This window comes from Eisenbergiella porci (genome assembly GCF_009696275.1).
Taxonomy (GTDB): domain Bacteria; phylum Bacillota; class Clostridia; order Lachnospirales; family Lachnospiraceae; genus Eisenbergiella; species Eisenbergiella porci.
This window is the reverse complement of record NZ_VUMI01000062.1, coordinates 13,121-33,563: the sequence shown is the minus strand read 5'-3', so window position 1 is coordinate 33,563 and position 20,443 is coordinate 13,121. Positions and strand designations below refer to the sequence as shown.

Genomic DNA, 20,443 nt, shown 5'->3' with positions numbered 1-20,443 from the left:
CTTTCGTATAAGGTTGTTTTGGCGAGTGACATTATACCATAAAAGGGAGGTCAATGCTCTTTTTATTGCAAACTCCCATAAAATCAAGGTTTAACAATAAAAAACGGTAGTGAAACTTGACACTACCCTGTGATGCAGGAGGGGAAATTATATTATGATGCAAACGGATTTCCAAGGCAGTATCCCAAATTTGTGCCGGAGGACTATGTCATCTTAGAACTGGCGCCCCGGTATCAGAACGGAGAATGGGTGATATGGAATCAGGAATTCCCAGAAGAAGCACCGGAGGCTTTGCTGAAGCTGGGAGAAGAATTCAGCCATTTAAAAGTGGGTTATAGAGGGGATTTAAGGTTTTATGAAAATCCAAATGTATATGAGGTTGCAGAACTGCTTCAGGAGCAGACACCGACCACGCAGATGGATATGTAACTGAATAACAAAGAAGAAAAAGGCTGCATTTGTGCAGTCTTTTTTCATGAATAAGGGGCGAGAAGCCCGACAGAGAAAGGAAGATAAGATGAAGAAAAAGAAGTGGTTAGTTATGGTAATGCTGGTATTTGTGCTTTCCTTAACCTTTGGTACAACGGTATGTGCCGCAGGAACCGGGGATGTGGCAGGAGCCATTGAGGGAACGTGGAACGATGCGTCTGAGCAGATTAAGACGGTGGTAAACAAGGTTGTGTTTCCGGCGATTGATTTAATCCTTGCGGTATTTTTCTTTGCGAAGCTGGGAACCGCATACTTTGATTACCGAAAGCACGGACAGTTTGAGTGGGCAGCTCCGGCAATTCTGTTTGCCTGCCTTGTGTTTACTCTGACCGCGCCTGCTTATATCTGGGATATTCTTGGAATGTAGGAGGCAGAGGAGATGAATTTTTTTGAATCGGAATTAAAGAAGATTATGGGAAACAGTAACATACTGAAAGACCAGAAGTATGTGGGGCGCATGTGTTATGGCACTATCAGTGAGGACTTGCGTGCAAGGATTGAGTTTGTAACGCTTGGAGTTCATGACCATTATGCAGGGCTGAAGACTTCCATTATCAACAGAAAAGAGGGTGTGGTAGACAGTATGCTTCTGCGCTTTACAGATATTTGGGGCAAACCGAAAGTAAGCAACCCTAATTTCAGAGAAGGTGTGAACCCTCATATCTGGACAGACAATGGAAAAAGTGACTGGTATGTGTTTCATCCGACAAATGCAGATTATCAGAAGCTGGCAGCCGGAGTGGAAAATTATCTGTCCGTTTTTCAGGATATGGCAATGGTACAGTCGCAGGATTTCGAGAGCCAGCAGATGAGTCCGTAAAGCAGGAAGTCTGCAGGAAGGTGGTGTTATATGTTTATATTTGATTTTGTGGCAGAGACTATCCTGGACCAGATACTTGACTGGATATATGGGAAAATCATTGGTTTCTTAAATGATTTCTTTGTCATGATGAACAACATGGGAGTGGAACTGTTTGACCTGCCTTGGGTGGAAGCAGTTACCACTTTTTTTGGTTACTTAGGCTGGGCATTGTTCGGTGTCGGACTTGTGGTAGGAGCCTTTGAGTGTGCCATCGAATATCAGGGAGGCAGGGGCAGCATCAAGGATACCGCCATGAATTATATTAAAGGGTTCATGGCAGTAAATCTGTTTACGATTGTGCCAATTAACCTGTACTCCCTCTGCGTTTCCCTGCAAGGAACATTCGGCTCGGCGATTACAGGAATCACCAATGCAGAAAGCATCGGACTGACCGCACAGCAGGTGTTAATGTCTGCATCTTTTCCGGGTGTAGGCAATCCTATTCTAGCGATTTTCTGTGCCATCATGATGGGATATGCAGTAATAAAAGTGTTCTTTGCCAACTTAAAAAGAGGCGGCATTCTGCTGATTCAGATAGCAGTCGGAAGCCTTTATATGTTCTCTGTTCCAAGGGGATACATAGACGGATTTATTCAGTGGTGCAAGCAGGTCATTGGTATCTGCATCACAGCGTTTTTACAGTCTACCATCTTAACCGCAGGACTTATGGTGTTCCGTGACCATCCGCTCTTAGGACTTGGACTCATGCTATCCAGTACGGAAGTGCCTCGTATTGCAGGACAGTTTGGATTAGACACCAGCACCAAGACCAATATCATGAGCAGCGTATATGCAGCCCAGACCGCTATCAACATGACCAAGACTGTTGTGAAGACAGTGGCAGCATAAGGCGGTGATGGTATCGGAATGAAATTAGGAAGCCTGTTTGATGGAATCGGCGGTTTTCCGCTGGCGGCCACCATGAACGGTATCAGACCGGTATGGGCAAGTGAGATAGAACCCTTTCCGATGGCGGTGACCTCATACCGTTTTCCGGAGATGAAGCATATGGGGGATATCACAAAACTGCATGGGGAAAATCTGCCGGTGGTGGATGTGCTGGCAGGCGGTTCACCCTGTCAGGATTTGTCCGTGGCCGGAAAAAGAGAGGGGCTCTCAGGGGAAAGGTCCGGCTTATTCATGGAGCAGGTTAGGATTGTAAAAGAAATGAGAAAACAGGATGGAAGGAGGATGAGAAACCATAGAAGACGGACAGATGAGTTTATTCGACCTCGGTATATGCTCTGGGAAAACGTGCCGGGAGCCTTCTCCAGCGGAGAATCCTACGGAGCAGATTTTCACAAGGTCCTTGAGGAAGTCTGCCGCATCAAGGAGGCAGACGTATCTATACCTGGACCGCCGGGAGGGGCATGGACTCCTGCCGGGATTATTATGGGAGAAGGATTCTCTGTCGCTTGGAGAGTATTGGACGCTCAATTTTGGGGTGTCCCCCAAAGAAGAAATCGAATCTTCCTTGTCGCAGATTTTGGAGGATACAGTGCCAGAGAGATACTATTTGAGTCCGACAGCGTGTGGAGGAATTATCAGAAGAAGCGAAAAGAGGGGAAAGGAACTGCCTGCTATCTTAAAGCAGGCTCTGCTGATGCAGGCAGGCCAAGACATACAGAACCCCAAAAAGACTATGTAATCTGTCTCTTAGACCAGGGCGGAGAGAGGATGAATGTGCATGAAAACATCAGCGGAACACTGCTTGCACGGGGACGTTCCAATCCGCCCATTATTATGGCTACCAGTCAGGGAAATGCAGAAATCGGGGTGGGATACTGCCCGACCATAACAGCAGCGGCAGGGATGGCAGGAAATAACCAGCCCATACTGTTTGACAATCATGGACCGGATACCCGTTATACCGGTCCTGTGGAGGTTGCCCAGACTATCACTTCGGCACTTGGTACAGGTGGAAATAATACACCCCTTGCCGTAAATAAAGAGCCATTCTGCATTGCCGGAAACGTTGTAAACCGGAAAGAGAAAAATGGTGGAAACGGATGCGGTTACCAACAGGGTATCAGTTACACCCTGACCACAGAGGACAGGCATTGTATTTATATCCCAAAAGAAAGGGTGGAGCCTTACCTGAAGGTAATCGGAAGCCTGTGTGCCGGGGATGAAAAGATGATAGGCAACCAATATGTAGAACAGGGAAAGTGCATTGTGGATGCAAGCAGACTTGTACGCAGGCTGATTCCCTTAGAGTGTGAACGCTTAATGGGGTTCCCGGATTACTGGACGGACATACCAAGGGCAAGTGACAGTGCAAGATACAGAGCATTGGGAAACAGTGTGGCGGTGCCATGCGTAGATTTTATTCTATGCGGTATCGCTTATTTTTTATCAAAAATGGGAGAGGAGGAAGAGGATGTATATCTATCCCGATAACTTGAAAGCAAAGGCAACCATGTGGCTGTGGGAGTTAAAAGACTTAGCCATTATTGGAATTATTATTTTGTTTTCTGTGTTTGCGTTTGCATACGCAGGGATATGGTTTCCGCTTGTCATTGCAGGAGCATATGCATTTTTAACCATACAGGTAGAGGATACCACCATTATGGATTTTATCCGCTATGCCTGTGCTTATTTTTTATTAGACCAGCAGCATTACGAATGGAGGTACACACCGGATGAGTAAAAAGAACATGGAATCCACCAGAGAACTGATGGGAACCAAGGAAGTGACGGATTACAGCATCAGAACATACAGAAATGATGAGCTGGTGTACTTTTTAATCCAGCCAAGCAACATCTCCGTGCTTTCGGAGGAGAGTCTGTCAGCCAGAATCTATGGACTGATGACGGTGCTTAAGGGCATCACGGAAATCGAGATGATGTGCTTAAATTCCAGAGAGAATTTTGAGGACAACAAGAGATATCTGAAGAAACGGATGAAGGAGGAAACCAACCCTGTGGTGCGAAAACTTCTGGAAAAGGATGCGAATTATTTAGACCGCATGCAGGTGCAGATGGCTACCGCAAGAGAGTTTCTGTTAATTATCCGTCTCCGTAACCAGAAGGAGAATGAGATTTTTTCCTACTTAAACCGCATTGAAAAAATGCTGACTGAGCAGGGATTTACCTCCAAGAGAGCAGAGGAAGAGGATATCAGAAGAATCCTTGCAGTGTACTTTGAGCAGAATGTAACAACCGAAAAATTCGAGGAATTTGACGGAGAAAGGTGGATTATATTAAATGAATAAAAACAGAAAGAAAAACACGGTAATGCAGTCAGAAACCGAGGCAAAGTTGAAAGGCTATTTGGATATGATTGCCCCATCCGTTATCCAGTTTTATACGGACCACTATATCTGTGGAAATACATACCGCAGTGTCTGGGCGCTCCGGGAGTATCCGACAGCTACGGATGAGCAGGCGATTTTAAGACACCTTGGGGAAAAGGATGGCGTTACCCTTAGAATCTACACCAGACAGGTGACACCGGCAGAGGAGAAAAAGATTATCAGCAATGCAGCCAATAAGAACCGCATGAAGCAGGGGAATACAGAAAACTTGCAGGAAACGGTGACTGCGGCAAGCAACTTACAGGACGTGACTACAATTATTTCCACCATGCATAGGAACAGGGAGCCACTTTTACACACCGCTGTGTTTATCGAATTATCTGCGCCGGATATGGAGAAATTAAAACTGTTGCAGACGGAGGTGTTAACAGAGTTAATCCGTTCCAAGTTAAATGTGGACAAGCTCCTACTTAGACAGAAGCAGGGATTTATGTGTGTCCATCCGGCAGGCAGAAATGTGTTCCGTGAGCAGTTTGAACGCGCGCTCCCTGCCTCCAGCGTGGCCAATCTGTTTCCTTTTAATTATTCCGGCAAGACGGATAAGAATGGTTTTTACATCGGCAGAGATAAGTTTGGCAGCAACGTGATTGTGGACTTTAACCAGAGAGCCGATGACAAGACCAATGCCAATATCCTAATCCTTGGTAACTCCGGACAGGGTAAGTCCTATCTGTTAAAACTGATATTAACCATTCTCAGGGAGTCCGGCATGAAGGTCATCTGCCTTGATCCGGAGCATGAATACATCGACCTGACAAACAATCTGGGCGGATGCTTTGTGGACCTTATGAGTGGCGAATTTATCATTAACGTACTGGAGCCGAAAACATGGGATGAGAACGGAAGTCCTGAAGATACAGAGGCTCCTTATACATTCCGCTGTTCCTCCAAGTTAAGCCAGCACATTTCTTTCTTAAAGGACTTCTTTCGTACCTACAAGCATTTCACGGACAGCCAGATTGATACCATTGAAATCATGTTAGGGAAGCTGTATGAAAAGTGGAATATCAGGGATGATACAGACTTTAGTAAGCTGACACCTGCCGATTATCCTATCCTTTCAGACCTTTATGATTTGATGGAAGAGGAGTATAAGCATTACGATGCCAAGAAAAAACAATTGTATACCGCAGAATTATTGCAGGAAATCTGTTTAGGACTTCACTCCATGTGTAAAGGGGCGGAGTCCAAATTTTTTAACGGACATACCAACATCACGGACAGCAGCTTCTTGACCTTCGGTGTAAAAGGGTTGCTTCAGGCAAGCAGAAATGTGAAGGATGCTATGTTATTTAACATCCTTTCCTACATGTCCAATGAACTGCTTACCAATGGTCATACTGCCGCCAGCATCGATGAGTTTTATCTGTTCTTAACCAATCTGACAGCAGTAGAGTACATCCGAAACTTTATGAAACGTGTGCGTAAGAAGGACAGTGCGGTCATCCTTGCCAGCCAGAATCTGGAGGACTTCAACATTGATGGTATCCGTGAATATACAAAACCGCTGTTCTCCATCCCGACACATGCCTTTTTATTCAATGCCGGTAACATCGATGCCAAGTTTTACATCGATACCTTGCAGCTTGAAAAGAGTGAGTACAATCTCATCCGTTATCCCCAGCGTGGAGTGTGCCTCTATAAGTGCGGTAACGAAAGATACAATCTGATGGTACACGCACCGGAGTATAAGGAGAAGCTGTTTGGAAGTGCCGGAGGTCGTTAAGTATGGATATGCGGGAGCAGAAATTCGGGATTGAAATCGAACTGACCGGACTGACCAGACAGAAAGCGGCGGGGGTTATCTCCAAATACTTGGGTAACAGTTATCAATATGATGGCGGTTATTATGAGGAATACAGTGTCTATGACAATCAGGGAAGAAAGTGGAAGGTTATGTATGATTCCAGTATTGTGGCAAAGAAAAAGGATGGAAGCCATGCCGGAGATGAGTACAAGGTAGAGTTTGTATCTCCCATCTGTGAATATGCAGACATTCCAACCATTCAGGAGATTGTAAGGCAGCTCCGTCATGCAGGAGCCATAGCAGGGGAAAAGTGTGGCATTCATGTTCATGTGAATGCCGCACCCCATAATGCCAGAACGCTCCGGAATATCACCAACATCATGTACAGCAAAGAGGATTTGATTTATAAGGCTTTGCAGGTGGATGTAAACCGTGAGCATAGGTATTGTAGGAAGGTGGAAGAGGAGTTTTTACAGAGTCTGAATCGGAAAAAGCCAAAGACATTGGCAGAGGTCAGTAACATCTGGTACAAGGGAGCCGATGGCAGCCACAGGCATTACCATGACAGCCGCTACCATTGTCTGAACCTGCACAGTGTGTTCCAGAAGGGAACCATTGAGTTTCGTCTGTTTAACTCCACCACTCATGCCGGGAAAGTAAAGACCTACATACAGTTTTGTCTTGCCATTTCCGGGCAGGCATTAAACCAGACCTGTGCCGCCACCAGAAAGACCACCAGCACCAACGAAAAGTATACCTTTCGCACTTGGCTCTTACGTCTTGGCATGATAGGGGATGAGTTTAAGACTGCAAGAAAGTTCTTATTGGAAAATCTGGAGGGCGGAATTGCATGGAAGGACCCTGCACAGGCAGAGAAACAAAAGGAGAGGCTGAAAGCCAAAAAGGAAAAGGAAGAGTCGCTACAGGCAGCGGAGGAAGCAATGCAGTCAGAGGAAGTAACGGGAAGTGTTGAGGAGGCAGAGGAAAGCCAGGAGCAGGGCATGAATCTGTCGTTATAGGAGGTAATGTGAAAATGGAGAAAAGAAAGAAATATATTGCCTATGGTTCCAATTTAAATCTGGGACAGATGGCAAAAAGATGTCCCACCGCAAAGGTAATCGGGAAGGGAGAAATCAAAGACCATGAACTGTTATTTAGGGGAAGCAGCTTATCTGCGGTAGCCACAGTGGAGCCGAAAGCCGGTGCCAGCGTTCCTGTTCTGATTTGGGAGATTGGATCGGAGGATGAAAGAAATCTGGATATGTATGAAGGCTATCCAAGGCTCTATGGCAAGGTGGACTTGGAGGTGCAGACGGAGGACGGATGTGAATCCATTATGGCTTATACCATGAACGAAGGGCATGAGATTGGAAAGCCATCCATACGCTATCTGGAAACCATTACAGCGGGATATTTAGAGGCAGGGTTTGATGTAAACCGATTGCTTGAAAGTGTGTCCTATTGCAAGGATGTGGTGGAAAAGCGGTATGAGAATGAAGGAATGGAGGAGCAGGCATGGAACCAACAACTGCTGCAATGATAGCCAAAGCCGCCATTGCGGTAGGAACGAATAAAAAGGCTTGGACTGGAATCGCATCTGTGCTTGTGGGGATATGTATTCCCTTCATTCTTGCCATCGTGTGTATCTTAAACCTTGCGTCCGCAGCGGCAGATCATAACAGGGCGGCGGTAAGACTTGCGTTTCACGGAGGTTTTGTCCCTATCAGTATGCCTGCTGACTACAAAGAATACATTTATAAAATGCAGCAAAGCTTCGGGCAGATTGATGCGGCAATGGATGAGATTGATGCAGTGGCAGAGGGAGATGTTCAGGACAGGTATCTGGTCAAGGCGGTGTTTTACTCTCTGTATTTCGGCGAGGACTGGTTCTGGCTTACGGAAGCAGACTATAAACGGTTTGCAGAATCCTTTGTGAATTTTGAGGAGCGTACCAGAACGGTCACAGAGGAAGATGGAACAGAAAAAGTGGAAACCTATCAGGCATCCATTGCCATTACGGACAAGGTGGAATTGTTTGAACGGATAAAAAGCCACTATGGAGTAGCGGCAACCTATGAACAGCAATCCAACGCTGTGAATGTATGGCATCTGGCGAAATATAATACCACAGCACCGATGGAAGGAGATGGCTTTGATGACTGGAGCAACTGGAATGGAGGCGGTGATGTTACCTATTATGACCTGCCTGCAAGTGAGGTGGGAGGAAAAGTAGTAGAACTTGCCATGTCCCGATTAGGACATCCATATTCCCAGACCTATCGTGGAAAAGGAGATTATACGGATTGCAGTTACCTGACCATGTGGTGTTACAGACAGGTTGGCATCACCATACCCGGAACTGCCGCAGAGCAGGGAAGGTATCTGGTGGAAAATAATCTGACCATAGCCAAGGAAGATTTACAGCCGGGGGACCTTGTGTTCTGGAGTTATAAGCCAAACGGAAGGTTTATGAATATCACCCATGTGGGGGTATATGCCGGAGAGGGAATGGTAGTGGATGCATCCTACTCCAAAGGAAAAGTAGTATATCGAAATTTATTTGACAGTGATAAGCAGGTGCTGTATGGCAGACCGCAATAGTTTTTGTGATGCCGTAGGCATCTGTTTTTTGCACAGGAAGGAGGCAGAATGAGAGCAGTTTTTATGAGAAAAGAGCCGGAGATTGAAACTCAAGAATTTCAGGTGGAAAAGGTTATTACCTTACCGGCAGAGCAGTACGCTTATTTCACACAGCATCTCATGAAGGATTATGATTTTATTAAAGAAAACGTGGATTTGATGTGTGAAAAGGACGGTGTATGGCACTGTCTGTTGGTAACCGGTGAGGGAATGGATGAGGGAGTGCTGGTGGAAAGCGAGGGTTCGTCTTATGCAAGATATTCCGCTTTTGTACCATCCGCACAGGAAATCATCCGTCAGTATCAGGACATGCAGGAAGCGCAGACCGCTGGCATGCAGATGAATATGTAGGAGGAGAGAGAAATGGCAGAGAAAGAAATCAAGATTGGGTTTCCGGAAGTGAAAATGGAGGCTTTGGAGTTTTTCTTGCGGGAGAATGATACCACTGTAGAAAAGGTGTTAAAGGAGCATCTGGATAAAACTTATGAAAAAAGTGTTCCCCAGCAGGTGCGAAAATTTGTGGAAAGTAAGATGACTCCCCAGACAGAGGAGCCTGCCCAGAACGATGTCGGAAACGGAAGACAGGGGAGAGGTCAGGGAAGACGAGGAAACAGACAGCAGGCTGCAAGGGAAACTGTTCAGGAGCAGGAAAATAGCGAAGTAGCGCAGCCGGAGGAGCAGGGAGTACAGGAACCGGAGCAGGAGCAAGATGGTGGAATGGTAATGAGTATGTAGGAGGGCGTGGCGATGAATTTATATACGGATGATATCAAGGAACGCTTATTTGTAGAAGTATATAATGCCAAGAAGCTGGAGGAACTTCCGAAAAATGTGCTTTATGAGTGCAGGGAAGACTTGGCTTTGGTGTATCGGCTTAGTGGTTATGATGCAGATTTTAAAAGAGACTGCGACTTGGTAACGGAGGAACAGATAGAGCATTGGGGAGTGGATGCAGACACATTAAAGAGTGACGCATGGACGAATACAATGGTAAAACGACCTCCGATTATGATTGATTTGCTGGATGTCTGCCGTGCTGACTTTGGAAGAAACCATTTGGAAAATGATAATCCGGTGTCATTAGGAATCAGTCCTTTACTGGATATGTTTGTTATTACCAACCGGATGAATGACAATGGTGCCATCTATATGTTTGATGATGAAACCATGCAGAAGGTAGCAAATAAAATGGGCGGCAACCTCATTATTATGCCTTCCTCTGTGCATGAATCAATTGTTTATTGTGAGGAACATGGAATGGATATCCGGAAAGCAAAGGATTTGGTAAATTCCGTGAACCAGACAAAGTTGAGAGAAGAGGAAATCCTGTCAGGGGAGATTTACCGATACGATAAGGACAGCCATACGTTGTCGAAGGCGCAGGTACCGGAGCATGAAGAAATACTGATGCCGGATAAGATAAGTATGGAAGAGATGCACACTTATGGATATGTTTGGGATGGCATGCTGCCGCTTACCAAAGAAAGGGCAATGGAATTGCTAGATGCAGACGTACCACTTTTTAAACTGTATGAGGACGGAGCAGATGCGATGCTGGACACCAAAGAAGATATTCTCTCCCATGATGGTTTGTTTGGCGTGGAAAGAGACTCTTGGATAAATTATTTGGAGTCCCAGAGTCAGAATGAAACCAATGGTATGACACAAGAAATGTGAACGGAAGAAGGAGATAATAAGTATGCAGTTTGATGAATTTAAGAAGTATGTGGCTGACAATATCAAAGCGTATCTGCCACAAGAATATGAGGGTGCCGAGGTATCCGTTAGGCAGGCAACTAAGAACAATGATATTTCTTTGAGTGCTTTGTGCATAGTCGGAGAGCATAAAACCACACCGTCCATTTACTTGGAACAATTTTATGTACATCATTTGTTCGGGATGCCTATGGGTGATGTTATGGAATATATAGCGGATACCTATTTAAACAGTCTCAGACCGGATATTAATATTACTGCGGAAGATTTTGCATATGAAAGGGTAAAGGACAGTATCGGTGTGTCTGTGTGCAATGCGGCAAGAAACCGAAAACTGCTGCAGGATGTTCCCCATGAAATCAAGGAGGACTTTGCACTGACTTATCATGTAAAGGTAAGTCTGGGGGAAGATGGAGAAGGAGTTATACAGATACAGAATTCTCATTTGGATATGTGGGGAATTGATGAAAATACCTTGCGTGAAACTGCTTGGCACAATATGGAGCAGCATTTTCCCTATCAGTTGTCGGATGTTCATGACATGGTAGAGGCAGAGTTTGATGTTAGTAAACTGCCGGAGTATGGAAGGAATGCGACCATGTATATGCTTTCCAATCCGGAGAGATTTTACGGAGCTGCATATATGTTTGACAGCAAGGCAATGAGTGAAATTGCCAAGAAATTTGGAACAGATATGCTGGTGATTCCTTTATCGGTGCATGAGTGTGTCCTTTTGAAAAACGATGAGATTAAGGATGTGGATGAACTGAAAGAGCTGGTGGAGTACATTTATAAAACGAGAATTCGCCCGGAACATGTATTGACAGCAGATATATATTTATTCGATTGTCAGGAGCAGACGTTGTCCAAACTGGATGATATGCAGGGGCAGGATATGGGAATGACTCAGCAGATGTAATGAGAAAATACATAAAAATGGAGGTAAGAGAACATGAAACAGGCAGTAGTAACCATCAAATATGAAGAGGAAAAGCTGAACGCAATCAAGCAGTACATGGGCAAGAAGGACGCAGACTTTGAGTCTGAAATGAACGATGTGCTGGGCAAAATGTATGAAAAATATGTTCCCCAGGCAGTGAGAGAATACATTGACAGCAGAGGAGATGTGCCTGCAGCCATTAAGAAAAGCAACAAAAATACTGCAAAAAGCACTGGCACATCTGCCGGAATGTCTGCTCAGAATGAGTAACCAGAGGGGAAAATCGGTTGCAACGCCGGGGTAGGAGAAAGCAAATCCCCCGTGTGAGCGTTCGTGAGCCGATTTGTGCCATCGTTTGGCAAAAGTGGATAAAGTGACCGACCAGCACTCATTCTGCCCTGTTTGAGCCGATTTGAAGAAAGGTAACGGAAATGTCCGGAAATGGCAGCTTTAAGGAGCATTATAAAGCCTGTAAACCGGGGAATTTAGGGCTGTAAAACTAGGATCGAAAATAGTGCAGGTTAAAGGGGTTATGCCGCTTTAGGGCGGCAAAACCCGTCAAACACCCACCGGCAGAGCCGTTGGGAGATTTGTGGTATGGCATAACTTTTTCGTAAATTTTGAAATTGTTATGCCTGTTTTTATTGTTTTCACGAATTGAAAGGCTTTGTGGGAACTTGAAGTTATGCCTTTCACTAAAATGCTTGCAGGCAGAAGAAAAAAGAAAGGAAAAGTAGTCCCAGCAGATGTGTCTGTTTGGTAAGAGTGCGCACCACTACCGATACGGGACTATAAAAGTATTAGAATTATTTGCAGGAACACGAAGTGTCGAGAAAGCCTATGAGCATATCGTAGACATCTGCGAAGAGTAAAGAAGGAGGATGAGAGTGGCAAGCGAAGAGAAGGGAAAAGTAAGAAAGGGATTCTATATTGAGGAGGAAGTGCTGGAGCAGATAGATAGTCTGCTCCAGCAGGCTAATGTAAAATCCAGAAATGAATTTTTGAATCAGGCATTGAAATTTTATATCGGCTATCTGACATCAGAGAAAATTGAAAACTATATGCTTTCCACTATCTCCTCTGTGATGCACGCAACCGTAAAGGATAGCGAGAACCGAATGGCTCGAGCGATGTATAAGCTGGCGGTGGAAACTTCGAAATTGTCCCATGTGATTGCATACAGTCATGGCGTGGATGAAGGAGCATTGCAAAAGTTACAGGCAAAGTGTGCAGATGAAGTGAAAAGAATCAATGGTGCTGTGAGGTTTGAGGATGCGTATGAATATCAGCATGATTGATGTGATGGAAAGAAGCCAATGACAAGTTTTTTCTTGAATGATATAATGGATATTATTTATTAGAGCAGAGGATGAAACATAGAGTCATGATTAGCAGGGTATAGGAGAAGTATAATGAGTGATAGCCGCGATGTAGTAAATTCACATATTCAAATGCCAAAATTATTATTGAAGCGTTTTCATAATGAGTATAACCGTTTTTTTTATTATGATGTAGAAAAAGGGCATATTGGAAAAAATGGAAGTGCTGGAAAAATAAATACCCAGTTCGGATATTATTCAAAATATACAGAGGACTATTTAAGAGATGAGATTGAAACCCCTTTTGGAAACATAATAGCTTACATAGAACGAATGGGAGTTTTACAAAGAGAAACTATCGAGATTAATAAAAGCATTGATGGTGAAATAAAAAAATTTGTTTATGCATTAATTGCAAGAGGTGCTACGTTGGAACGGAATAGCGAGTCAGAAGAACTGTTACAACTGCTACCAGAATATAAACGTCACGATTATATTTCCAGAAATGGTATAAACATTGCAGAACAGGAAGGATTGCTATGTGAATATATAGTAACATTCATGATTAACAAAACAAATATTCCGTTTGTATTATCAATGGATGGTGTATATAATTACAGCTTTAATGGACATTTAACTTTTAATTTACCTATATCTCCTCAGATGGCAATTTGCTTAATTCACATAAATTATATTGAGCGTGTAATAAATAATGATGGAACAATGGCGATGTTTGAAATTGAAAGAGAAAAGGATATTATGTGCATGAATCAATGTGCATTCAATGCTCAATTAAAATATAAATGGGGATATATTGTTTGTCCTCAAAAGAATGAATTAGAACGATTAGCAGGAGAAATAAATGCCTAAGTTAATTTTACGTTGCAACTACTTAAAAAATGCTCCACCATCCCACCTTTCCAATTACATGAATTACATTGGTACCCGTGAGGGTGTGGAAAAGGTAGACAGCACAATGTCTTTACTGCCGGCAACCATAAAGCAGAAAGAATTAATAGCAGACATCTTGTCAAAGATTCCCGATGCAGACCGCATGCATGAGTATTATGAGTATCTTCAAAAACCTACCAGAGAGAATGCCTCGGAATTTATCACGCAGGCATTGGAAAACAATCTGGACATTATAGCAAAAAAGAAAAATTATATTGATTATCTGGCGAACAGACCGAGAGTAGAAAAAATAGGTACTCACGGTCTGTTTTCTAATGAAGGGGAGGCGGTGGTGCTTTCCAAGGTGGCAGAGGAGGTGGCAAATCATCCAGGAGTGATCTGGACGAATGTCATCAGCCTGCGCAGAGAGGATGCAGAAAGACTTGGGTATGACAATGCAGCACAGTGGCAGGCTCTGCTCCGTAGTCGGGTGCAGCTTCTGGCAGAGAATTATAAGATAGACAGCAGGAATCTGAAATGGTATGCAGCCTTTCACAATGAGTCTCATCATCCACATGTACATCTGGTGGTGTATTCCACTAAGCCAACCGAAGGATATCTGACAGAAAAAGGCATCGAAACCATGAGGTCTGCATTTGCACACGATATTTTTCGTCAGGATTTTATGAGCATCTATGAAAAGAAAACACAGCAGAGGAATAAGTTGAAGGAGCAGGCAGAAAAGAGCCTGCTTTATTTACTTGGCCAGATGCAGTCAGGAATGATACATAACAGGGCGATTGCAGAAAAAATGGAACTGCTGTCAAGAAGACTTATGAATACAGGAGGCAAAAAGGTCTATGGATATCTAAAAGCGGATGTGAAAGCCATTGTAAATGATATCGTGGACGAACTGGCAAAGGAGAAGCTGGTGGCGGAATGCTATGAGAAGTGGATGGAGAGCCAGCAGGAGATTGTCGGACACTATAAGGATACACCATTAGAAGTTCTGCCGCTGTCTGCCAGAAAAGAATTTAAAAGCATCAAGAACATGGTAATCAAAGAGGCGGTAAGGTTTGGAGAGGGCTATCTGTATACGGAAGAGTCAGATATTACAGTGGAGGAAATATTAGAAGATGAAATGGCAGAAGAGGATGCAGACGTTAGAGAAATCGTAATTGTGCCGGAAGATAACAGCAGAGAGGATATCGGGGAAGAGGCAACCATAGAGGAAACAACTCCAGATAGAACGACCTCAGAGGGTACAACCCCGAAAGAAAGAAGCGTGTATGCCGAATGGACTGATACCTACAAAGAAGCCAGGACCTATCTGTACGGTACCAAGGAGATGGAGCCGGATGAAGAAGCTGCTTATGAATTGATGAAGGAGGAGGCAGAGAACGGAAATGCCTATGCCATGCATGACATGGGTAAAATGTATGAAAAGGGAATCTTTGTTGATGCAAATAAAGAAGAATCAAATAAGTGGTACCGGTCTGCTCTGGCAGGATTTCAGGAACTGGAGCAGAAAAAAGAGAAAGCCTATCTGGAATACCGTATCGGTAAGATGTATCAGTACGGATTAGGCACAGAGGCAGATGAAGCAATGGCAGCCAAGTGGTTTCAAATGGCAGTAAATAAGAACCACAAGTATGCAGAGTATTCTCTTGGAATGTTTTATTTGCAGGGAAAAGGTGTGGAGCAGGACGATGAAACAGCATTCCACCTATTCCGAAAATCCCATCAGAAAGGAAATCCCTATGCATCCTATGAACTTGGAAAATTATATGAAAGCGGCAGGGGAACAGAAAAGAATGCAGATTTGGCAGAGAAAAGTTTCCGAGTTGCTTTTCTTGGTTTTCTGAAGATGGAAAAGGAGTCCAGGGATGATAACCTTATGTATCGGATAGGCTGTATGTATCTGCACGGAAAAGGTACGGAGCCGAGTGAGGAAAAGGCAGAGCATTATTTCAAAAAGGCTGCCGGATACAATAATGCCCATGCCAGATATCAGTTAGCCAAAATGTATATCAGACAGGAGCAGAAGAAAATAGAAGAACATTCGGATATAGAACCAGACTATGCAAAAATCAAATATGCCATGAACTGTCTGGAAGAGATTGCAGGGCAGGGAAATCCCTTTGCCGCTTATGCCTTGGGAAAATTGTTTGCGGAGGGAACCTTGATTGCCAGGGATATGGAAAAGGCAATTTATTATCTGGAACAGTCGGCAGAACAGGAAAATGCCTATGCACAATACAGGTTGGCTAGTATTTATCTGTCAAAGGAGTATCGGGATATGGCAAAAGCGGTAAAGTATTTGTCACTGGCGGCATCCCGGCATCACGAATATGCCATGTATCGGTTAGGCAGGTTGTATCTGACTGGAGAAGGTGTGGAGAAAAATGTGTCTCTTGCGTTGAAACTTTTGACAGAGGCAGCAGAAAACGGAAACCAATATGCTCAGTATGTTCTTGGCAAGTTATACCTGATAGGGAAGGATGTAGAACAGGACAGAGAAAAGGCATACGAATATTTTAGATTAGCAGCGGAACAGGGGAATGTGTACGCTGTTTATTTTTTGGAGCATTGGGGAGAAGGGTATCACCCGGACCTGTTGCTTATGGCCACAAGGCTTCTTCATCACTTGGAAAAAATTGTGGAAGAAGATGTGGCAGGAAGAAGAAAAGGCGGCAGAGGCGGCGTGGATCGTAAGATGGCACGGAAAATCAAGCAGAAGAAGATTGCCCAAGGTCATGCTGAGGATGATAGAGAAGAAATGGTACAGACGCAGTAGGAAGGAGGAAGCGGATGGGAGATTTTATTTATTTTACGGAGGAACAGAAGGAGAGAGCCAATGCAGTCCCCATATTAAATATTCTGCGTGATATGAATGAAGAGGTGGAAAAGTCCGGGAATGAATGGCGCTGGAAAAGACATAAAAGTGTAACCTTTCGGGGAAACCGGTGGTATCGTCACAGCCAGCAGACAGGAAGCCATGCCATTGATTTCATGCAGGAATTCTTTGGAATGAATTTTCCGGAGGCAGTGACGTATCTGTTAAATGGAGAAACCGGGGAGGTCATTCATGGAGCAGGAAAAAATCATAGGTCTGTGCATGGAAATGGTGGTACGAATACATCCAAGAGAAAACAGGAGAAAAGTACAGCGCAAGCCGGACAGGATGTGGAGGAGCCTGAGAAGGAAAAGAAAGAATTAATCATCCCAAAGAAATATGAAAACATGAAAAGAGTCTATGCGTATCTTATGCAGAAAAGATATATCAGTCGGGATGTGATTTCTTACTTTGCAAAGCAGGGAACCCTGTATGAGTCGGAAGACCATCACAATGCTGTTTTTGCAGGAGTGGATAAGGATGGAACTATCCGGCACATTCATAAAAAGGGAACCTACTCGGACGGAAAGAGTTTCCGAATCAATGAAGAAGGTTCCAATCCGTCCTATGGGTTTGGATATGCAGGCAAAGGGAAGAAACTTTATGTGTTTGAGGCTCCCATTGACCTGCTTTCCTTTTTAACGCTGTATCCGAAAAACTGGCAGGAGAACAGTTACATTGTGCTGAATGGAGTAGCGGAACATGCCATGCTTGGAATGTTAAAAGACCATCCCTACCTGCAAGAGATTATTTTATGCTTAGACCATGACGCGGCAGGCATAGAAGCCTGTGGCAGACTTGCTGAGATTTTAGTATCAAAAGGATATGCTAACATTCGAAGTCTACAATCAACCTATAAGGATTGGAATGAAGATTTAAAACATCTGCACGGTCAGGAGGCAATACCGGCAGAGGAGCATCCAAAGATATTGGAATGTCACAGCTTTACCGATGCCTTAAAAGAAGTAACAGCATGTGTAGATGGCAAGTATGGAAACAGGGAATATATCCTGCGGTATTATGGGGAGATATATAACTCTTTAAAACAAGGACAGAAAAGGGAGAATCTGGAAGATGCTTTTGACGGTCACGGTATGCTTCTGTGCGGAGTGCTGGTCAGATGTATGGAAAAAGAGGGAAAGGAGCTAGGCCACCAGACCAGCGCAGAAGAAATCCTAGAAAATCTGTGCAAGAGATACCGGCCACACCGAGACAAAGGAAATTTAGCAACCAGACTTCGGAATATGCAGAATGCTTTTGAGGAAGCAATGGCGGTATTCGATAACAGGGATTTAAGCGTAAAAGAGAATAAAGAGTTGTTAGTGAAGAAATGTATGAGCCTTACGATGGAATGTATCAAGGCTCATATTTTTATTACCACAGATTATCAAAAACAGGAAATCGTACAGAGGAAGGAGATGAAGATGGAATGCAGCCAGTCATGATGTTGCTGACAGCAGGAGTAATTATGTTTTCTGTGATTGGAGGATTATCCCTGCTGGCACATTATTATACATTAAACGGAATCAAGAGTAAGACAGTCGGTGACGGTCAGCATGGAACCGCCCGGTTTGCCACCAAGAAAGAAATCGAAGAAACCTATGTGGAAGTAGCCTATGAGCCGGAGAAATGGAGGCAGGGAGAGAACTTGCCTACAGCACAGGGACTTGTGTTGAGTAGCATAGAAAGGGCAGGAAAGTTGTATGCCCTTGTAGATACCGGAGATGTGCATTGTCTTATGATAGGGGCAGCAGGCGTGGGTAAAACTGCGCATTTTTTGTACCCAAACATTGAGTATGCCTGTGCCTGTGGAATGAGTTTTCTGACTACCGATACCAAGGGTGACCTTTATCGTAATTATGCAGGAATTGCCAAGAAATACTATGGGTATCATACCGCAGTCATTGATTTAAGAAATCCTACGAGAAGTGATGGCGATAATATGCTCCACTTGGTAAACAAGTACATGGATGAGTATCTGGCAGACCATAACAATTTAAGTGCCAAGGCAAAGGCAGAAAAGTATGCCAAGATTACTGCCAAGACCATCATATCCTCCGGAGGAGCAGACAGTGCCAGCTACGGACAAAACGCATTTTTCTATGATGCCGCAGAAGGTGTGCTGACCGCAGTCATTCTGCTAATAGCAGAATTCTGCCCAAAGGAGAAAAGGCATATCATCAGTGTGTTTAAACTGATTCAGGATTTACTGGCGCCATCCAAGGTAAAGGGAAAGAATCAGTTTCAGTTGCTGATGGCAAAACTGCCGGATACCCATAAAGCAAAATGGTTTGCCGGGGCAGCTTTAAATACCGCAGAGCAGTCCATGCAGTCTGTTCTTTCCACAGCCCTTTCCAGACTCAACTCCTTTTTGGATTCCGAACTGGAGCAGATACTGTGCTTTGATACCGCTATCGATGCTGAAATGTTTTGTAAGCAGAAGACAGCGGTATTTTTAGTGATGCCGGAAGAGGATAATACCAAGTATTTTATTATTTCTCTGATTTTGCAGCAGCTCTACAGGGAAATCCTTGTGATGGCGGATGAGAACGGTGGAAAGCTGGATAACCGTGTGGTTTTCTATTGGGATGAAGTTGGAACCATACCAAAGATTGAAAGTGCGGAGATGATGTTCTCTGCCTCTCGTTCCAGAAGAGTCAGCATCGTACCCATGATACAGTCCTATGCACAGCTTACTAAAAACTATGGAAAAGAGGGGGCAGAAATCATTATTGATAACTGTCAGGATACCATCTTTGGCGGTTTCGCTCCTAATTCCGAATCTGCCGAAGTGCTGTCCAAGAGCCTTGGCAATAAGACAGTCATGTCTGGCTCCATCAGCAGGGGAAAGAATGATCCAAGTCAGTCTCTCCAGATGATACAAAGACCGTTGATGACACCGGATGAGTTAAAATCTCTGCCGAAAGGTAACTTTATCGTATCCAAAACAGGAAGCCATCCCATGAGAACAAAACTGAAACTGTTCCTAAAGTGGGGAATTACCTTCGAGGAGCCATACGAGATTGAGGAAAAGTCGGCAAGAAAGGTAGCCTATGCAGACAAGCAGGAAATCGAAGAGGAAATCATCCGCAGATATATGTGCTGCATGGATGAGGAGCCGGAAAGCACGGAGCCAAGCACTGCATCCAGAAACGGAGGAATGCAGCAGACACAGATGAATGAAACGGTAACCAAGGTAAGACAGGCACTCAGAACAGAGGATTAAGTGAGGAGGTATCGCTGTAGACAGAAAAATATATGAGGCAGAACTACCCCACCGAGCCGTATCTGTATATCTGTATCTGAAAGATCGTGCCAACAAAGAAGGTGTTTGTTTCCCGGCAATTGGTACCATTGCCAGGGAACTGCATCTCTCGGTCAGCACGGTGAAAAGAGCCATTCATGATTTGGAGCAGAGTGGTTTTATCAGAAAAGAACAGAGATGGCGGGAAAATGGTGGCAGGAGCAGTCTGCTGTTTAGAATTATAAAATAAGCACCAAGGGGATACTGCGTAGGTCGGGTGAACTATGGTATGGTTCACTGTGACCTATGCAGGGAAGTAATCACTTTAAAGAGAAAACAGAGAAAAACAAAGTTAATAAGGCTGTATATAAACAGTTTAAAG

Annotated in this window: 22 protein-coding genes; all 22 read left to right on the top strand. The window is 44.1% G+C overall.

What is annotated here, in order from left to right:
* The first annotated feature begins 192 nt into the window (after positions 1-192).
* Positions 193-429 carry a hypothetical protein gene (locus FYJ45_RS24825; RefSeq protein WP_207708454.1) on the top strand — a complete coding sequence of 79 codons (237 nt, stop codon included), beginning with the start codon at positions 193-195 and terminating at the stop codon, positions 427-429.
* Positions 430-517: 88 nt separating this feature from the next.
* Positions 518-856 (top strand): DUF3852 domain-containing protein, encoded by a 339-nt coding sequence (locus FYJ45_RS24820; RefSeq protein ID WP_154467713.1) that lies wholly within the window; start codon positions 518-520, stop codon positions 854-856.
* A 12-nt stretch (positions 857-868) separates the two neighbouring features.
* The gene (locus FYJ45_RS24815; protein ID WP_154467711.1) at positions 869-1,309 is read left to right on the top strand and encodes a hypothetical protein; all 441 of its coding nucleotides are present in this window, start codon (positions 869-871) and stop codon (positions 1,307-1,309) included.
* A 30-nt stretch (positions 1,310-1,339) separates the two neighbouring features.
* Positions 1,340-2,200: a conjugal transfer protein TrbL family protein gene (locus tag FYJ45_RS24810; protein ID WP_154467709.1), complete on the top strand. Its 861-nt coding sequence runs from the start codon at positions 1,340-1,342 to the stop codon at positions 2,198-2,200.
* 18 nt (positions 2,201-2,218) lie between these two features.
* A complete protein-coding gene (locus tag FYJ45_RS24805) occupies positions 2,219-3,751 on the top strand; it encodes a DNA cytosine methyltransferase (RefSeq protein ID WP_154467707.1) in 1,533 nt (510 codons plus the stop codon).
* A complete protein-coding gene (locus tag FYJ45_RS24800) occupies positions 3,732-4,001 on the top strand; it encodes a hypothetical protein (protein WP_154467705.1) in 270 nt (89 codons plus the stop codon). Before FYJ45_RS24805 ends, FYJ45_RS24800 begins: the two co-directional genes overlap by 20 nt.
* The gene (locus tag FYJ45_RS24795) at positions 3,994-4,566 is read left to right on the top strand and encodes a hypothetical protein (protein ID WP_154467704.1); all 573 of its coding nucleotides are present in this window, start codon (positions 3,994-3,996) and stop codon (positions 4,564-4,566) included. The genes FYJ45_RS24800 and FYJ45_RS24795 overlap by 8 nt, the downstream gene beginning before the upstream one ends.
* A 22-nt stretch (positions 4,567-4,588) precedes the next feature.
* Positions 4,589-6,394 carry a VirB4 family type IV secretion system protein gene (locus FYJ45_RS24790; protein WP_408609541.1) on the top strand — a complete coding sequence of 602 codons (1,806 nt, stop codon included), beginning with the start codon at positions 4,589-4,591 and terminating at the stop codon, positions 6,392-6,394.
* A 2-nt stretch (positions 6,395-6,396) separates the two neighbouring features.
* Positions 6,397-7,434 carry an amidoligase family protein gene (locus FYJ45_RS24785; RefSeq protein WP_154467701.1) on the top strand — a complete coding sequence of 346 codons (1,038 nt, stop codon included), beginning with the start codon at positions 6,397-6,399 and terminating at the stop codon, positions 7,432-7,434.
* A gap of 14 nt (positions 7,435-7,448) precedes the next feature.
* Positions 7,449-7,955, top strand: coding sequence for a gamma-glutamylcyclotransferase family protein (locus FYJ45_RS24780; protein ID WP_154467699.1), 507 nt, complete (start codon positions 7,449-7,451; stop codon positions 7,953-7,955).
* Positions 7,931-9,016, top strand: coding sequence for a C40 family peptidase (locus FYJ45_RS24775; RefSeq protein WP_154467697.1), 1,086 nt, complete (start codon positions 7,931-7,933; stop codon positions 9,014-9,016). The genes FYJ45_RS24780 and FYJ45_RS24775 overlap by 25 nt, the downstream gene beginning before the upstream one ends.
* Before the next feature lie 48 nt (positions 9,017-9,064).
* Positions 9,065-9,406 carry a DUF6329 domain-containing protein gene (locus FYJ45_RS24770; protein ID WP_154467695.1) on the top strand — a complete coding sequence of 114 codons (342 nt, stop codon included), beginning with the start codon at positions 9,065-9,067 and terminating at the stop codon, positions 9,404-9,406.
* 12 nt (positions 9,407-9,418) lie between these two features.
* Positions 9,419-9,790, top strand: coding sequence for a DUF6103 family protein (locus FYJ45_RS24765; RefSeq protein WP_154467693.1), 372 nt, complete (start codon positions 9,419-9,421; stop codon positions 9,788-9,790).
* A gap of 12 nt (positions 9,791-9,802) precedes the next feature.
* Complete coding sequence (locus FYJ45_RS24760; RefSeq protein ID WP_154467691.1) at positions 9,803-10,732, top strand: DUF5688 family protein; 930 nt, start codon at positions 9,803-9,805, stop codon at positions 10,730-10,732.
* A gap of 22 nt (positions 10,733-10,754) precedes the next feature.
* Positions 10,755-11,690: a DUF5688 family protein gene (locus FYJ45_RS24755; RefSeq protein ID WP_154467689.1), complete on the top strand. Its 936-nt coding sequence runs from the start codon at positions 10,755-10,757 to the stop codon at positions 11,688-11,690.
* 33 nt (positions 11,691-11,723) lie between these two features.
* Positions 11,724-11,981 carry a DUF6103 family protein gene (locus FYJ45_RS24750; protein ID WP_154467688.1) on the top strand — a complete coding sequence of 86 codons (258 nt, stop codon included), beginning with the start codon at positions 11,724-11,726 and terminating at the stop codon, positions 11,979-11,981.
* A gap of 611 nt (positions 11,982-12,592) precedes the next feature.
* The gene (locus FYJ45_RS24745) at positions 12,593-13,009 is read left to right on the top strand and encodes a ribbon-helix-helix domain-containing protein (protein ID WP_154467687.1); all 417 of its coding nucleotides are present in this window, start codon (positions 12,593-12,595) and stop codon (positions 13,007-13,009) included.
* Between the two features lie 114 nt (positions 13,010-13,123).
* Positions 13,124-13,900 (top strand): hypothetical protein, encoded by a 777-nt coding sequence (locus FYJ45_RS24740; protein ID WP_154467685.1) that lies wholly within the window; start codon positions 13,124-13,126, stop codon positions 13,898-13,900.
* Positions 13,893-16,718: a MobP3 family relaxase gene (gene mobP3 / locus FYJ45_RS24735; RefSeq protein WP_154467683.1), complete on the top strand. Its 2,826-nt coding sequence runs from the start codon at positions 13,893-13,895 to the stop codon at positions 16,716-16,718. Before FYJ45_RS24740 ends, mobP3 begins: the two co-directional genes overlap by 8 nt.
* Before the next feature lie 14 nt (positions 16,719-16,732).
* Positions 16,733-18,262 (top strand): DUF3991 and toprim domain-containing protein, encoded by a 1,530-nt coding sequence (locus tag FYJ45_RS24730; RefSeq protein ID WP_154467681.1) that lies wholly within the window; start codon positions 16,733-16,735, stop codon positions 18,260-18,262.
* Positions 18,247-20,043: a VirD4-like conjugal transfer protein, CD1115 family gene (locus tag FYJ45_RS24725; RefSeq protein ID WP_154467679.1), complete on the top strand. Its 1,797-nt coding sequence runs from the start codon at positions 18,247-18,249 to the stop codon at positions 20,041-20,043. Before FYJ45_RS24730 ends, FYJ45_RS24725 begins: the two co-directional genes overlap by 16 nt.
* 10 nt (positions 20,044-20,053) lie before the next feature.
* A complete protein-coding gene (locus FYJ45_RS24720; RefSeq protein WP_321170303.1) occupies positions 20,054-20,311 on the top strand; it encodes a helix-turn-helix domain-containing protein in 258 nt (85 codons plus the stop codon).
* The last annotated feature ends 132 nt before the right edge of the window (positions 20,312-20,443 follow it).